This window comes from Fodinicola feengrottensis (genome assembly GCF_039530045.1).
GTDB lineage: Bacteria > Actinomycetota > Actinomycetes > Mycobacteriales > HKI-0501 > Fodinicola > Fodinicola feengrottensis.
Genome location: NZ_BAAANY010000012.1, coordinates 53,841 through 68,698, shown reverse-complemented (window position 1 = coordinate 68,698; position 14,858 = coordinate 53,841). Strand labels below are relative to the sequence as shown.

13 protein-coding genes are annotated in these 14,858 nt (G+C 66.3%); 5 read left to right on the top strand and 8 right to left on the bottom strand.

What is annotated here, in order from left to right; translation table 11 throughout:
• Positions 1–49: 49 nt before the first annotated feature.
• Positions 50–1,003: an acyltransferase domain-containing protein gene (locus tag ABD301_RS18505; RefSeq protein ID WP_163573863.1), complete on the bottom strand. Its 954-nt coding sequence runs from the start codon at positions 1,001–1,003 to the stop codon at positions 50–52.
• A 360-nt stretch (positions 1,004–1,363) separates the two neighbouring features.
• Here ABD301_RS18505 and def point away from each other — a divergent pair, with 360 nt between their 5' ends.
• From def to ABD301_RS18490, 3 genes are read left to right on the top strand one after another with little or no spacing between them, the layout of a single operon-like run.
• Positions 1,364–1,915 carry a peptide deformylase gene (def, locus tag ABD301_RS18500; RefSeq protein ID WP_344311492.1) on the top strand — a complete coding sequence of 184 codons (552 nt, stop codon included), beginning with the start codon at positions 1,364–1,366 and terminating at the stop codon, positions 1,913–1,915.
• Entirely contained in the window at positions 1,912–2,856 is a 945-nt protein-coding gene (fmt, locus tag ABD301_RS18495; protein WP_344311524.1) for a methionyl-tRNA formyltransferase, read from the top strand. The genes def and fmt overlap by 4 nt, the downstream gene beginning before the upstream one ends.
• On the top strand, positions 2,853–4,283 hold the full coding sequence (locus tag ABD301_RS18490; RefSeq protein ID WP_344311491.1) for an RsmB/NOP family class I SAM-dependent RNA methyltransferase: 1,431 nt from the start codon (positions 2,853–2,855) through the stop codon (positions 4,281–4,283). Before fmt ends, ABD301_RS18490 begins: the two co-directional genes overlap by 4 nt.
• Here ABD301_RS18490 and ABD301_RS18485 read toward each other — a convergent pair whose 3' ends face one another.
• From ABD301_RS18485 to ABD301_RS18465, 5 genes are all read right to left on the bottom strand, one after another.
• Positions 4,284–4,970 (bottom strand): YceI family protein, encoded by a 687-nt coding sequence (locus ABD301_RS18485; RefSeq protein WP_344311490.1) that lies wholly within the window; start codon positions 4,968–4,970, stop codon positions 4,284–4,286. It abuts the gene before it with no gap.
• A gap of 200 nt (positions 4,971–5,170) precedes the next feature.
• Entirely contained in the window at positions 5,171–6,115 is a 945-nt protein-coding gene (locus tag ABD301_RS18480; RefSeq protein ID WP_344311488.1) for a zinc-binding dehydrogenase, read from the bottom strand.
• Positions 6,116–6,119: 4 nt separating this feature from the next.
• Entirely contained in the window at positions 6,120–6,950 is an 831-nt protein-coding gene (locus tag ABD301_RS18475; RefSeq protein ID WP_344311486.1) for a TIGR03560 family F420-dependent LLM class oxidoreductase, read from the bottom strand.
• 67 nt (positions 6,951–7,017) lie between these two features.
• Entirely contained in the window at positions 7,018–8,619 is a 1,602-nt protein-coding gene (locus tag ABD301_RS18470) for an amidohydrolase (protein WP_344311485.1), read from the bottom strand.
• Positions 8,612–10,042, bottom strand: a complete 1,431-nt coding sequence (locus ABD301_RS18465; RefSeq protein ID WP_344311484.1) for an APC family permease — start codon at positions 10,040–10,042, stop codon at positions 8,612–8,614. Before ABD301_RS18465 ends, ABD301_RS18470 begins: the two co-directional genes overlap by 8 nt.
• Positions 10,043–10,200: 158 nt before the next feature.
• Here ABD301_RS18465 and rpe point away from each other — a divergent pair, with 158 nt between their 5' ends.
• Together rpe and ABD301_RS18455 are read left to right on the top strand one after the other, a co-directional pair.
• The gene (gene rpe, locus ABD301_RS18460) at positions 10,201–10,869 is read left to right on the top strand and encodes a ribulose-phosphate 3-epimerase (RefSeq protein WP_344311482.1); all 669 of its coding nucleotides are present in this window, start codon (positions 10,201–10,203) and stop codon (positions 10,867–10,869) included.
• A gap of 101 nt (positions 10,870–10,970) precedes the next feature.
• A complete protein-coding gene (locus ABD301_RS18455; protein ID WP_163571874.1) occupies positions 10,971–12,698 on the top strand; it encodes a DUF4185 domain-containing protein in 1,728 nt (575 codons plus the stop codon).
• Between the two features lie 23 nt (positions 12,699–12,721).
• On the opposite strand, the gene ABD301_RS18450 is transcribed toward ABD301_RS18455, so the two are convergent.
• Both ABD301_RS18450 and ABD301_RS18445 read right to left on the bottom strand, forming a co-directional pair.
• Positions 12,722–13,123: a hypothetical protein gene (locus tag ABD301_RS18450; protein ID WP_163571875.1), complete on the bottom strand. Its 402-nt coding sequence runs from the start codon at positions 13,121–13,123 to the stop codon at positions 12,722–12,724.
• A gap of 227 nt (positions 13,124–13,350) precedes the next feature.
• Positions 13,351–14,820: an alpha-amylase gene (locus ABD301_RS18445; protein ID WP_344311480.1), complete on the bottom strand. Its 1,470-nt coding sequence runs from the start codon at positions 14,818–14,820 to the stop codon at positions 13,351–13,353.
• Positions 14,821–14,858: the final 38 nt, after the last annotated feature.

Here is a 14,858-nt window from a genome sequence, read left to right as displayed (position 1 = left end):
TCGACGTCGAGAGTGGGGTTTTGTACTGCACTCGACGTCGGACCGCTTCCTACAGGCGGCAGTAGGAAGTGGCGGCTAACCAGCGTTTGCCGGATCGAAGATGTGCGACAACGGCTCGCTGGAGGCCGGTGTCCTGGGGCAGCGAGTCGAGATTCGTACCCGCGTACCGGAACACGAACTCGAGAACGGCGGCATCGCCGGGGGACTGCTCTCCGCTCGAGGTGAATCGGTTTTGGAACGCCATGATGTTCGATTCGGCCGGCAGGTAGTCCGCCAACTGTGTGTCCATCAGCCATGAGCGGCACACGGCTAGCTCGTACTTCTCGGCCGGGAAGTGCTCGCGGTAGAACTTCGCGGCAGCGGCGAACGAAGCGTCACAGGCGGCTGGAAGTAGCGGGCCGGTTTCTGGGATGTGGACGCTCAGGACCGGGTCGCCGAGGGCGAGTACGTCGGGGACCGTCACCCGGGAGTGTTGGCGCTCGAACTGGAGGCGGCCGAAGGAGAAGATCTGGGCGCGGAAGTGCAGGGTCAACCACGCCTGGGTGTGCAGGCCGCTGACGCCGTCGAAAAGGCGGCGGTGGACGGCGATTTGGCGGCCGACGTCCTGGAGAATCTCCCGTGACTCGGCGTCGGTGATGCCGTGTTGGGCGTGCCAGTCGCGGATGGCCGGCAGTGCGGTCAGGAAGACCCAGACGTAGAAGAAGCGGCCGACTGGGCCGTACGACGTGGGCAGCTCGGGCCAGGGAAGCATGCCTGGTGATTGGTCGATGTCAGCGACGAGTTGCGTGTGGCAGCGGTCCAGAAGCCAGCGCAGCTCGGGCTGGGCCGGCCGGGCGGCGAGGATGTCGGCGCGGTCGGCTTCGAGTACGCCGAGGTCACGTAGTTGCTGGTCAGCGGTATGGTCGTCGGGAAGTACGACCTCGGTGGCAGCGAGGTTCTGGATGCTGTCCAGCCACTCGTTCGCCGGCGGCGCGAAGCCAAGTGAGGCGCGGGGGTCGGGCACGGGTCTCCTCGGAAGCGGGTCGGATGACGTCCATCCTGCCAGCCGGATATTTGTCGCTGACGACAAACCATTTCCGTCAGCGGAGTTCTGTTTGTTTTGTTCTTCCGAAGCGCCCCACGTGGTGGTTATTTCCGCTATCCTCATGCTCATCGCAAGACGGGTCCCCCAAGTCGTCGAGCGCCGATAAAGAAATCAGTGTGTTGAGCAGGGCACAGAGCGAGCGGACGTGCAGAGGCCCGTCCGCTCGCGTGCTGTTCGCAGTGCTGACCGCGGTGAACAAGCCCGCAGCTCGCTGCCTAAAATGTCACCTGGTTAGCTGTCCCGATTCGTGCCGGGTCGGCCGGAGGTGAGGAGACCCGTGTGACCGTCCAGTCGATCCGCTTGTTTGGCGATCCGGTGTTGCGTACGCCGGCGGACCCGGTGCGTACGTTCGACAAGGAGCTGCGCCAGCTGGTCGCGGACCTGATCGACACCATGCACGAGAAGGAAGGCGCTGGCCTCGCCGCGCCCCAGCTCGGCGTCGGTCTTCGGGTGTTCACCTTCGACATCGACGACGTGGTCGGCCACATCGCCAACCCAGTGCTGGAGTTCACCGACGAGGAGGAGCAGGAGGGCCCGGAGGGCTGCCTGTCCATCCCCGGGCTCTACTTCGACACCAAGCGCCGGCAGAACGTGATCGCCAAGGGCTTCAACGAGTACGGCGACCCGCTGCAGATCGTCGGCACCGGGCTGATGGCCCGCTGCCTGCAGCACGAGACCGATCACCTGGACGGCGTGCTGTTCCTGGACCGGCTGGAGGGCGAGACCAAACGGGCCGCCATGAAGGCGGTACGCGAGGCGGAGTGGTTCAACCCGGACGCCCCGCCGGTCATCAAACTGAGCCCGTCCGAGCTGCATGGGACGATCCGCTGAAACTCGTCTTCGCCGGTACGCCGGAACCCGCACTGCCCGCCCTGCGCGCGATCCAGGCCTCGGCTCATGACCTGGTGGCGGTTGTCACGCGGCCGGACGCGCCAGCCGGCCGTGGCCGGCAGGCCCACCGGTCGCCGGTGGCCACCTTCGCTGACGAGCTCGGCATCGAGGTGCTGAGCCCGCGCCGGCCGTCCGAGCCGGAGTTCCAGGAGCACCTGCGGGCGCTCGCGCCGGACTGCATCCCGGTGGTCGCGTACGGCGCGCTTATCCCGCGCAGCGCTCTCGACATCCCCAAGCACGGCTGGCTGAACCTGCACTTCTCACTGTTGCCGGCCTGGCGCGGCGCGGCACCCGTGCAGCATTCGCTGTTGCACGGCGACGACATCACCGGCGCGAGCGTCTTCACGATCGAGGAGTCGTTGGACACCGGCCCGGTGTACGGCACGGTGACCGAGCAGGTCACCGCCGGCGACACCTCCGGTGACCTGCTCGCCCGCCTGTCTTTGTCCGGCGCGAAACTGCTGGTCGCGGTGCTCGATGCGATCGAGGCCGGCACAGCGGTGGCGGTCCCGCAGCCGGCCGATGGCGTGTCGCTCGCGCCGAAGATCAGCGTCGACGACGCGCGGGTGCGCTGGGAGGAACCGGCTCGGGCCGTCGACCGCCGGATCCGCGCTTGTACGCCGGCACCGGGTGCCTGGACGACGCTGGGCGGCCACCGGGTGAAACTCGGGCCGGTCAAGCCCGTCTACCAACCGGCGGTGATCGGGCTCAAGCAACCCGCACCGGGGGAACTCGTGGTCTCGAAGAAGCATGTTCTCGTGGGGACGGGTACGACTGCGCTGGAGCTGGGTGAGGTGCAGGCCGAGGGCAAGCGGGCGATGCCGGCCGCCGACTGGGCCCGCGGCTTGCGCCTGAACGGCGGCGAGGTGCTTGGCCGATGACTGGTCAGGGCCCGCGCCGGCCGGCGCGGAAGGCCACCCGGCCGTACAAGCCGCCGCAGCCCGACGCGCCCCGCCGGGCCGCCTTCGACACTCTCGTCGCGGTGACGGCCCGCGGTGCGTACGCGAACCTGGTGCTGCCGGGCATGCTGGCCGACCGGCGGATCGTCGGCCGGGACGCGGCTTTCGCCACCGAGCTGGCCTACGGGACCCTGCGCAGCACCGGGCAGCTGGACAAGGTGCTGGAACTCTGCAGTTCGCGGCCGCTCAAGCAGGTCGATCCGCGGGTGTTGGAGCTGCTGCGGCTGGGTGCGTACCAACTGCTTCACATGCGGGTGCCGGCGCATGCCGCGGTCGCCGCCACCGTCGAGGTGGCCCGGGTCGCGGTCACCGACGGGCCAGCGAAGTTCGTGAACGCGGTGCTGCGCCGAGTCGCCGAGCGTGAGTTCGACGCGTGGATGGTCGAGGTGGCGCCGGATCCCGAGAAGGACCCGGTCGCGCATCTGGCCATCGAGCACTCGCATCCGGAGTGGATCGTCCGGGCGTTCGCCGACGCGTTGGGAGAGAAGCCAGCCGGGGGCATCGGCGCGCTGGCCGAGACCGCCGCCGCGCTGGCCGCCGACGGCGCGCCGGCCGCCACCCACCTGGTGGCCCGGCCGGGCCGGATCGACCGGGACGAGCTGCTGGCCGCGTCCGGCGGGACCGCTGGCCGGTTTAGCCCGTACGCGATCTACCTTGACGGCGGCGACCCGGCGGCGATCGAGGCTGTCCGCGACAACCGCGCCGCCGTCCAGGACGAGGGCAGTCAGCTGTGCGCGCTGGCGTTGGCGAACGTCGAGCTGGCCGGTGCGGACGAGCGGTGGCTGGACCTGTGCGCTGGGCCGGGCGGCAAGACTGGCGTGCTGGGCGCGCTGGCGGCGCAGCGAGGGGCGTCGGTGGTGGCCGTCGAGCAGGCCGAGCACCGCGCGAACCTGGTGGCTCGTACGACCGAAGGCCTGCCGGTCACGGTCGTGGTCGCCGACGGCCGGTCGGTGGGCGAGGATCCGCGGCTGCCCGAGGGTGGCTTCGATCGAGTGCTCGTCGACGCGCCTTGTACGGGCCTTGGCGCGTTGCGCCGCCGCCCCGAGGCGCGGTGGCGGCGGCAACTGGCGGACGTGAAGCCGTTGGTGAAGCTGCAGCGGGAACTGGCCGTCGCCGCACTGACGGCGGTTCGGCCGGGCGGTGTTGTGGGGTACGTGGTGTGTTCGCCGCACTTGGCGGAAACCCGGGTCCAGGTCGCCGATGTGGTGCGTCGTACGGGCGCGGAGCTGGTCGACGCCAGGCCGTTGCTCCCGGACGTACCGGACCTCGGCGCCGGCCCGACGGTGCAGCTGTGGCCGCACCGCCAGGGCACCGACGCGATGTTTCTGGCTCTGTTGCGCCGGAAGTAGTTACTTCGTGAGGGTCAACAGGAACTCGATCTGACCGCTGGGGTCGACCTTCACGAAACTGGCGATGTTCGGCGCCTGCACGCCGTAGTCAGCAAAGGTCACCGTAATGGCACCCTGCACCTTGATGCTGTCGCCGGAGCGGGTTGCCTTGATCGGCACCGAAATCTGCTTGGTGACGCCGTGCACGGTCAGATTGCCGGTCGCGGTGGCGTCCATCGTCTTGCCGGCCGCCGGGATGGAACCGAGCGCGATCGGTTTGGTCACCGCGAAAGTCGCGGTCGGGAATTTCGCTGTGTCCACAATGGACAAGAAACGCGCGTCGCGCTGGGTGCGGTCGCTCTTGATCGCGGTCATGTCTACGGTGAAGCTGCCGGTGGTGACGTTCGTACCGCTGATCGCCAGCGTGCCGGTGACACCGGTGCCACGGCCGACCGCGGTGACACTTTGGCCGGCGAGCGTCTCGTGGACGCGATAGCCCGCCTGTGAGCCGCTGGAGACCTTCCAGCTCCCGTCGGCCGAGACGGCGCTCGTCGATGTGGAGTCCGACGTGCCGCTATTCAGGCTGAGGGCGGCCGGCTGGTCGCCCTCGACGAAGTGAATGTATGCGTACGGCACGCCCACCACCAGCACGATCGCCGCGGCGACCGCGCCGACAAGCCACGCTTTCCAGTGCTTCCTGATGTTCATACGGGTCGATCCCTCCGACTGGCCGGGTAGTTGAACCTTCAACGAAGGATGTCAGCTGGTCCGGATATGTGCCAGTTCCGCGATCTGTCTCACAACCGACCCGGTGTCCGGGTTTGTTGTCAAGGTAGCTGAGAAAACGATCGATATAAGGGAAATAGCGGAAGCTTTCAGGCAGCTCTTACATTCGGCTGACGAACTTCTCAGGGGATCAGGGCCACTTTGAGGCGATTTTTGGCCGGCCGGAGAGCGGTCAGAAACGCGTCCTGGAGGCGATCCAGCCCGAACGTGTTGGTCACGTAGGCCGCACCCAGCTCCGGCCGGGCCGCCAGGAAGATCTCGGCGGCCGCGAGGTGCCGCGGCCAGTCGGAGGTCACGCCGGCGCGGAGCGTGAGGTTCTTCCGGAAGAATCGCCGCATCGGCATCACGTAGCGCTCTTCTGGCAAGCCGAAAGCGAAGATCTCGCCGTGCGGGCGTACGGCCTCGACGCAGTCTTCGAGAATGTCGTGCGAATGCCCGATCGCGTCGATGACCACGTCCGGTCTGTCCACATCGGACAGTTCGGCGGCCCATTGCCGGGCGTGCCCGGTGACCGGCTCGTCGATACCGAAAAGCGGGGCGACATCGGTCCGGTCGACTCGGTCGACGCCGGTCACGTACGCGCCGCGATCGTGCAGCACGGCGGCGAAAAGCACGCCGATGGGGCCGAGCCCCAATACCGCGACGCGTTTTGCCCGTACGTCCCCGATGCGCTCGGCCGCGCACAGCACGGTCGCGAGCGGCTGGACGCTGGTCGCGTGAATATCGTCCAACCGCGGGGAAAGGACGTGCAGGCGGTCCACGGACGACGGCACGATTTCCAGCAAAGCGGCTGGCCATGCCGTACCGACCACCCTGTCACCAATCGCGATGGTCGGCGACGCGGAGAAAACCACGTCGCCGACGAACTCATGCAGCGGCGCCCCGACCGTGCCGGTCTGCGGAAACTCCGCGCTGCGCACCCCGGTGAAGGGCGGCAGGTCACTGCCGCAGATCGCGCCGGCCCGGAACCGCGCGAGCACCGCGCCGGTCCCGAGGGTGGCCGGATCGGGCGCGGGCACCTCGATCCGCTCGAACTCGTACGGCCCCGGCTGCCGCCACGCCCACACGGTGTTATGCCAACACTTTGGCGAGTGGCTCCAAAACCTCCGGACCGGCGTCCAGCGGCAGGTTCATCACAATCAGATCAACGCCGGCATTTCCGTACGCGGCAGCCGTTTCAGCGGCCCGCTCCAGCGGCTCGGCGGGGTCGATGCGGACGTTCACCGAGCAGGTGATCTCGGCCGGGTCGCGACCCACCTCGGCGCACCGGGTGACCAGAACTTCCTTGAGCTCACGCCATTGTTCCGGGCTTTCGGTGATCGCGTTCCACTGCTGCGCCCACTTCGCGACCGCTCGCAGCGTTCGGTTCGGGCCTTTGCCGCCGATCACGATGGGCGGGTGCGGGCGCTGTACCGGCTTTGGTTCGCAAAAGGCTTCGGTGAGTTTCACGTACTGACCTTGGAAAGTCGTCTGCTCTTGGGTGAGCAGGCCAATGATGGCCTGGACACCCTCGTCGAAGCGGTCGAAACGCTCCTTCAACGGCGGCAGCTCGATGCCGTACGCATCACATTCCTGCTGGTTCCAGCCGGCACCGACGCCGAGTTCCAGGCGGCCGGCGGAAATAATGTCGACACTGGCGGCGATATTGGCCAGCAGCGCCGGATGCCGGTAAATCATGCCGCTCACCTGGCAGCCAATCCGGATCCGCCGGGTCGCCTGGGCGAGCGCCGCGAGCATGCTCCACGCTTCCAGGTTAGAGCCGGCCGGATCGCCCGACAGGGGATAGAAATGGTCCCAGTTCCACGCCGATTCGAAGATCTCGAAGTCGTCGGCGGCGATCCAGACATCCCGGATCCGCTCCCAGGTGGTGTGCTCAGGCCGGGTCTTGATCGCGAAACGCACCGTGTCCTCCTCGTGAGTTTGGTCTCCCGCCTGAACCTACGCCCTCGCCGGTGGTCTGGCAGCGAGGTTAGCCTCGCGCGTAGACGATGGTGCCGGCGGTGATGGTGAACTCGACCGAGGCGTCCGCTACTTTCCCGTCTGGGCATTGGAAAAGGTCCTGGTCGAGCACGGTCAGGTCGGCGCGCTGGCCGACCGCGATGCGGCCGGCCTCGTCGTCGTAGTTCACGTAGGCCGAGCCGCTGGTGAAGGCTGTCAGCGCCTCGGACAGTGACAATGACTGGTGTGGCAGGAAAGGATCGTTCTCTCGGTCCTCCGGGCTGCGGCGGCGGACCGCGACCTCGATCTGCGCGAGCGGGTCCGGAGTGGACACCGGCCAGTCGCTGCCGGCGGCGATCCGGGCTCCGGCCGAGCGTAGGTCGGCGAAGGGATACATCCGGTCCGTACGCTCGTCGCCGAGGAACGGGCGGGTCAATTTTTCCAGCTGTCCATCGCGTTGTGCCCAGTACGCCTGCATGTTCGCGGTGACACCAAGGTGACTGAACCGCGGCAGGTCGGCTGGGTCGATCAGCTGGATGTGCGCGATGTGGTGGCGGTTGTCGGAAACGCCGTTCGCGGCCTGGGCGGCCGCCACCGCGTCCAGACTGTCTCGGCAGGCCCGGTCGCCAATCGCATGCATGTGTACGCCGAAACCGACTCGATCCAGCTCGGTGACCGCGGCCGCCAGCTCGTCGGAGTCCAAATAGGACAGCCCAACGTTGTCGCCGCCACAACCGTCGTGGTAGGGCTCAAGCAGCGAGCCGGTGTAGTTTTCCAGCACTCCGTCGGTCATGATTTTGACCGTACGCACCGAAATATTGCCTCCCGATCCCCAGGACGCCTGCTCCGTGAAGGACCGGATCTGCTCCAGGCCCTGATGCCGTTCCCACCAGAGCGCGGCCGCGACCCGAGCGGTCAGCCGGCCGTCGTCGGCCAGCGAGCGGTAGGCCGCGAGGGTGTCCGGGGTGACCCAGGCGTCCTGCCAGCCGGTGATGCCCAGGCTGTGCAGATATTCCTGCGCGTGCAGGATCGCGGCTTCCCAGTCCTGCCTGGTCAGTACGGGCAGGAAACGGTCCCGGTATGTGTAGGCGGCGCCTTCCTGGAGCATCCCGCTGGGCTCGCCGTCAGCGGTCCGCTCGATCCGGCCGTCGGCGGGATCGGGAGTGTGCGCGGTGATCCCACCGATCCGCAGCGCCGCCGAATTCACCCAGGCGCCGTGCACGTCTCGGTTGAACAGGAACACCGGCCGGTCCGGCACGATCCGGTCGAGGTCCTCTTTGGACGGTGAGCCGCCGGGGAAATACTCCATCGCCCAGCCGCCCCCGGCGATCCATTCCTCGTCCGGATTTTCCCGCGCGTACGTCGAAATGGCGGCCAGGTAGGCCTCCTTGCCGGCCAGGTCGTTCAAATGTACGCGGAGCAGGTCGCGGCCGGCGAAGGGCGCGTGGACGTGCGCGTCCTGGAATCCGGGCACCACCATCCGACCGGGCAGGTGCAGCCGCTGGGCCTGCGGTGCGGCCACCGACAGCACTTTCGCCTCGTCGCCGACGCCGACAATGCGGCCGTCCCGTACGGCCATCGCCGCGGCGTCGATGCCATGAATTTTCGCGCCGGTGATAACAATGTCAGCCATCGGTCCTCGCCAGTCGGTGAAAGTACGGGCTGTTCCGGCGGGCCAGCGCGATCGGTACGCCACCGATCAGCACCACCAGAGCGACCACGTCCTGGAAGCGGGTATTGGTCGCGGTGAAGGCAAATCCATCGGCGGTGATCCAGTTCAGCACGAACAGGTAAACGGCCATCGCGAAAAGCGCCACCGCCGACCCGATCGGCAGCCACCACACCACCAGCCGGTCGCCGAAGTTGCCGCTGTCGCGCCGAAAAGCGGCCGCGACGGCCAGCCCGGCGATGGCGTAATAAAGGCAGATCGGCATGCCGATCGCGGTGACGAAGGCGGCGATGATCTGGCTGAGGCTGCCCAGCGCGGCGCTCGCCACGCAGATGGCGGTGGCGATGACGCCGATCAGAACAGTGCCAGCGGCCGGCGTGTTCCAGCGCGGATGGATCCGTCCCCACACCTGGCCGAGCACGCCGTCCCGGGCCATCCCGAGCGTCTGTCGGCTGACCGCGAGCACCACCGCCTGGGCGATGGCCAGCACCGACACAAGCAGCGCTAGCGCCGCGATCAGCTCGCCCGGGCGGCCGCCGACCCGGCCAGCGACGAAAGTCAGCCCGGCGGCGCCATGCTCCACCAGTTCACCGATCGTGGTGGCCCGCTGGAACCCGACCTGGGCGAGCAGGAAAACCACCAGGATCAGCGTCAAAGACCAGATAGCGGCCCGGCCGGCCGACGATGCCCGGAGGCTCTCCTCGTTCAACCGGAGCGAGTTGTCCCAGCCCCAGTAAAGATAAATCGTGACGACGACGCCGTGCACCACCGCGCCGATGGAGCCGGCCGCGAACGGATTGAACCAGGCTAAGGAAAATGGCTCGCCGCCGCCGTGCAGCAGCGCCAGCCCGCAAATGCCGATCACCGCTATCACGTCCACCACGATGAGAACCGTCTGGAAGCGAGCGGCCAGATCCACTCCGCGTACGGCCAGAAAACACAGCCCGGCGAGCCATACCGCCCCGATGATCACCGCCGCTGGGACGCTGCTGACAACGTGGTCGGACAGCGCGCCGGCGGACGCGAGGGTTTGCAGCGTGGTCTGGCCGGTGACCTGGATCGTGTACGACAGCAGCAAAACGGCGCCCGCGACGGTGATCCACGCCGACACGAACCCGAGCCACGGGTTCAGGTGGACGCCGGCCCAGTGGTAGACGCTGCCGAGGTTCGCCTCCCGTACGTTCAGCCTGGCCAGGCCAGCAGCGATGCCGAGCATCGGCAGGATCGCGAGAATCCAGATCCCCGGCATCGCCGGCCCGACGATCGCCGCGGTCACCCCGAGCCCGACGCCGATGGTGAAGGTCGGCGCCATGCTGGAGACCGAGATGCCGATCCCGTCGGCGATGCCGAGCACCCGCCGCAACTGCTCCGGAGCCGATTCGGACATGTGACCTCCGCGGGGAGGGGCCAGGATAAGTGCGACTTTGACAGAATCAGACATGATCGACAAGTGATTCCGTGGTGCTGGTCGCCTGAATCGACGAAATCACGTGTGTCGACCGCGTAGCGTGCCGGTCCGGCGGCTGGTCGTAAGCTGCCTCCATCATGGCTATTCAGCAGGCCTTCGTGGCGCCCAGCATCCTGTCCGCGGACTTCGCCCACCTCGCCGACGAGGCGGCCGCGGTGGCCGGCTCGGACTGGCTGCACGTGGACGTGATGGACAACCACTACGTGCCCAACCTGACCCTTGGCCTGCCGGTGGTGAAGAGCCTGAAGGCGGCCACCGGCATTCCGCTCGACTGTCATCTGATGATCGAGAATCCGCAGCGGTGGGCGGTCGGGTACGCCGAGGCCGGTGCGGTCAACGTGTCCTTCCACGCCGAGACCACCGACGACCCGATCGCCATCGCGAAGGACCTGCGGGCCGCCGGCAGCATGGCTGGCCTCGCCATCGACCGCGACACGGCGGTCGAGCCGTACCTGTCGCTCCTGTCGTATTTCGACACCGTGCTGATCATGACGATCAAGGCCGGTTTCGGTGGCCAGGCGTTCATGCCGGAGCTGCTGGCCAAGGTGCGTACGATCCGGCAGGCCATCGACCTGGACGACCTGTCGATCCGGTTGGAGGTGGACGGTGGTATCAACGCGGACACCATCCAAGCCGCTGCCGAGGCCGGTGCGGACACCTTCGTGGCCGGGTCCGCCGTGTTCGGCGCCGCCGATCCCGCCGAAGCCGTCCGCCGCCTCCGCGCCCTGGCCATCGGCCAGAAGTAGCTCCTTAAGGAGCCGGATGGGGACATCGGCTGGCTCGCCCTTGACACTCCTCCTGACCCCGACATAGCTTGCGGAAATCGATTTCCGTCGGGAGGCTGGGCATGAGCGAGGACCAGGAAAGCGGTGCCGAGCTGTCGCGTCGGCAGTTCCTGCGGCGTACGGCTGTCGCGGGAGCGGTGGTGACAGTGGGCCTGGGCGCGTCGCTGCCGGTGGCCGCGGCCGCCGCGGTTCCCCAAGACACTCCCAGCACGTTCTTCTCGACGGTTTCCATTGAGGAATCCGGCACATACGCGGCACCGGGCAGCGATGGTGATCTATGGGCCAACTGCTGGGCCGACGATGACAGTACGTACGCGGCGAATGGCGACGGCCGCGGATTCAGTGACCAGCCGTTCAAAGACATTGTGATGAACCGGATCGACGGCACTCCGGAATCCGGACTGTCCGGCGTGAAACTGGCCGAGGCCGACCAGATCGGCACTGTCTGGGGCGATCCCACCCAGTACAATCGCAAGCCGACCGGCATGGTCTGTGTCGACGGAGTTCTTTACGTCGCCGTACAGGATCTCAAATCCGGCGCGAACGCATTCGACGACGTACCGAATGCCAGCATTTCCCGGTCCGACGATCATGGGCGTACGTGGCAGAAGACCAGCCAGCCGATGTTTACCGACCACCGGTTCACCACCATCTTCTTTCTGGACTTTGGCAAGGATTCCCGGAACGCCGGTTATGCCCTCGGGCCGCTGGACGCTGGATTCGTCTACGCGTACGGGCTGGACTGGAACTGGCGGGACTCGAACACCAACACGGTGCCGGACCCGGTCGACGTGTATCTCGCCCGGGTGCCGCGGCACGCGGTCCAGCAGCGGTCGCAATGGGAGTTCTTCACTGGCACCAGAAACCACCGGCCGACCTGGAGCCGGAAAATCCAGGACAAGGTCGCGGTGCTGCACGACCCGACCCGCCGCTTCACCCAGCCTTTGCCGGGAAAATCCGGTGATCTGACGGTGATCTCACAGGGTGGGGTGCTCTACAACCGGCCGCTCGATCGCTATATCTACACCTCGTGGACCGATCCGACTTTCGAGTTCTATGAGTCGCCCACACCGTGGGGACCGTGGAAACGCTTCCTCTCGCACGATTTCGGGTTGGTCGAGTGGTACGAGATGGGGGACAGGACCCACACGCCGAAAAATGGCGGGTATGCGACCACTATCCCGTCGAAGTACGTGAGTCATGATGGCCAGTTGATGTGGGTGCAGAGCAACTGGTGGAAGGCGCCGGTGCCCACTCCGGAAGCCAACTACAATTTCAACCTCCGTCGGCTGCGCGTCACCCCGTACCGGCCGACGATCCCGGTAAACCATCCGAACTCGCACGACAACCTTGCCCGCAGCGGTGCCGACGTGACGCCGATCCAGGTGTCGGCGCATTACGCGCACAGTAGCTACTACAACGACGGCGACCGTACGAGAAGTGAGGACAGTTACGACGGCGCGGTGAAGTCGCTCGATTTCTGGGGCTACGCTTTTTCCCGCTCCTACCGGATGAATCGCCTGGTCTACACGACCGGCACGATGTTCCCGGACGGTGGCTGGTTCGCGAGCGGCCCACGCGTACAAGTACGGCAGAATTTCGACTGGGTGGACGTCCGACACCTGCGAATCACCCCGGACTATCCGCATTCTTCCAGCGCTGGCGCCAACGTCCCGTACACGATCAGCTTCGAGACGACCTGGGGCGACGGCGTACGCGTCGTCGGCCAGCCCGGTGGCGCCAGCACCTTCACGTCCATTGCCGAACTAGAGGTCTATCTCGACAACTGACCACCGCACAGCCGGTCGTCGAATTATGCCGTGGCGCAGATCGCCGGACCCCATTGGCTGTAGCTGCCGTTGCTGTTGTGGATCCAGAAAACCGCGCAGGTGTAGCCCCACGTGGCGTTCTGGGTGAGGTCGACGCCGACCGGAAACGACATCTCCTGCGTGTTGAACTGGCTGTTGGGGTGGTCGTGGTCCCAGAACTGCCAGTGACCATAGAGCGAACTACCGCTGGGGGAGCTGTTGGGGCGAGCCTTCGTGTAGTAGTAGTGGCCATCCCAGAAATTCGAGATGCCGATGTGGGCGTTACTCGCCGACCCCATCGGACGCGCGACATTCGCATTCGCGGGAGAAGCCATCAGAAGCACGCCGGCAATGGCGACGAAGATGCCGACGACTGTCCACAGGGGACGATTCCTCTTGTCAATCATGTGATCGCTCCTATCGAGCACGCGAATCCACGTACGAATGAGACCTGGTGTGTGGATTAGTACGCGATCGTGCCGGAGCGGTCAAGAGATGACGTCGAAGATAGGACTGAACTGGAAGAAGTCGTCATTGCGAAGTAGCGAATGAAAGCGGATGTCTTACATCCGCGACGGCGGGAATGCGCGGAACGATGACTTTTGTCAGATCACACTGAACACGTTTGTCAAAGTCAGGACAGCTTTGAGGTCGTGTAGAGGGCGGCAGCTGTCATTCCCGAAAGCGTGATGTGCGCGGTTCCGTCGCTGGCGACCGAAATCGTACGGCCGGTGCACGCATGGGTGGTCAGGTTGAAGTCGCCCGAAAGCACGTCGCAGTACGTGCCGGCGGCGAGGCCGGTGTGCAGGGTTTGGTCCAGGCCGCCGGATTCGCGGTTGACGGCCACAAATCCGAGGGAACCGCGGCTGAAGGCGATCTGCTGGTTGCCGTTGTCCCATTTGTTGTCCACCGACCAGGCGCCAGTGGTGGCGGCCCGGAAGCCGAACATGTTGGCGATGTTGCCCCACCGGTGGTCGCAGACCCAGGGCTGGATATTCGTACAGCCGCTCGGATAACTGGTGTCGCCGGCCGTGTACGGGCCGATGGTCATGCCGTTGCTGGCGGTCGGTGGGCCAGCGTCTCGGTTGGACCAGTTGAAGTCCGAAGTGATCAGCGGGTTTCCGTACGGCCACGCCAAAGTGAGCACCTGGGCGAGGTTGTAGAGCGAGCCGTCCTTGTAGTTGAGTGCGCTGCCGTCGCGTTCGGTGTCATGGTCGTCGACGAACGGCACGGCGTCGGAGCTGCCGAGCAGACCCCAGTTGTTCCAGCTCTGCTCCGGATGCATCAGGGTGGAAAGCCGGCCGGACCGGAAAACTCCGGTGATGTCCTGGCCGTACCTGAATTCCGTCACATTGCCGATGCCGGTGTATTCGTCGCGGGAAATAGCCTCGCCGCCGTAGTCGATGACCTCCTGGTAAATGTACGGGTGGTATTTCGAGTCGACCCGGCCGATGATCGCGGCCAAGTCGGTGGCGGCCATGTGCTTGGCCGCGTCGACGCGGAATCCACCAACTCCCAACGAAAGCAGGTCGTTGAGATAAGCGCCCTCGGTCTGTCGTACGTAATCAGACCCGGTGTTCAGGTCCGCGAGCTCGACCAGCTCGCAGTTCTGCACGTTCGACCGGTCCTGGTAGTTGGTCACCTGACAGGTCGGCTGATGAAAGTCCTGCGGGCCGTAGAACGGGTAGTGGTATTTCGTGTACGCGGTGCCGTCGATGCTGGTGCCGTCGGTGCCGGTCATGTGATTCAGGACCACGTCCACGATCACCGTGACGCCGGCGGCTTTGCAGGTGCTGACCATCGCGGCGAACTGCGCGCGATTCCCGCTGCGGCTGTCCAGCCGGTAGCTGACCGGCTGGTAGACCTCCCACCACGGATCGCCGGCGACCCGGGCGTGTTCCTGCGGCGGCGTCACCTGCACGGCCCAGACGCCCTTCGGGCCGAGGAAATTCGTGCATTCCTTGCCGACATCGTTCCAGGGCCACTGAAACAGCTGCACGATCCCGGCTCGCGGCCCGCTGTAGGCGGGCGTCGCGGCCGCGGCCGGTTGGGCCGCGGCGAGCAGGATCAGAAGCGAAGCGGCAAGCAGAGCACGCACCTTCATGGCAGGCATCGTGTCCCGTCCTCGCGCCGACCGCAAGG

Coding starts and splice junctions, on each gene's coding strand:
- ABD301_RS18485 (WP_344311490.1), bottom strand. CDS start 4,970: ATGAACATCAGGAAGCACTGGAAAGCGTGGCTTGTCGGCGCGGTCGCC.
- rpe (WP_344311482.1), top strand. CDS start 10,201: ATGGCTATTCAGCAGGCCTTCGTGGCGCCCAGCATCCTGTCCGCGGAC.
- ABD301_RS18470 (WP_344311485.1), bottom strand. CDS start 8,619: ATGGCTGACATTGTTATCACCGGCGCGAAAATTCATGGCATCGACGCC.
- ABD301_RS18450 (WP_163571875.1), bottom strand. CDS start 13,123: ATGATTGACAAGAGGAATCGTCCCCTGTGGACAGTCGTCGGCATCTTC.
- ABD301_RS18465 (WP_344311484.1), bottom strand. CDS start 10,042: ATGTCCGAATCGGCTCCGGAGCAGTTGCGGCGGGTGCTCGGCATCGCC.
- ABD301_RS18490 (WP_344311491.1), top strand. CDS start 2,853: ATGACTGGTCAGGGCCCGCGCCGGCCGGCGCGGAAGGCCACCCGGCCG.
- ABD301_RS18445 (WP_344311480.1), bottom strand. CDS start 14,820: ATGAAGGTGCGTGCTCTGCTTGCCGCTTCGCTTCTGATCCTGCTCGCC.
- ABD301_RS18455 (WP_163571874.1), top strand. CDS start 10,971: ATGAGCGAGGACCAGGAAAGCGGTGCCGAGCTGTCGCGTCGGCAGTTC.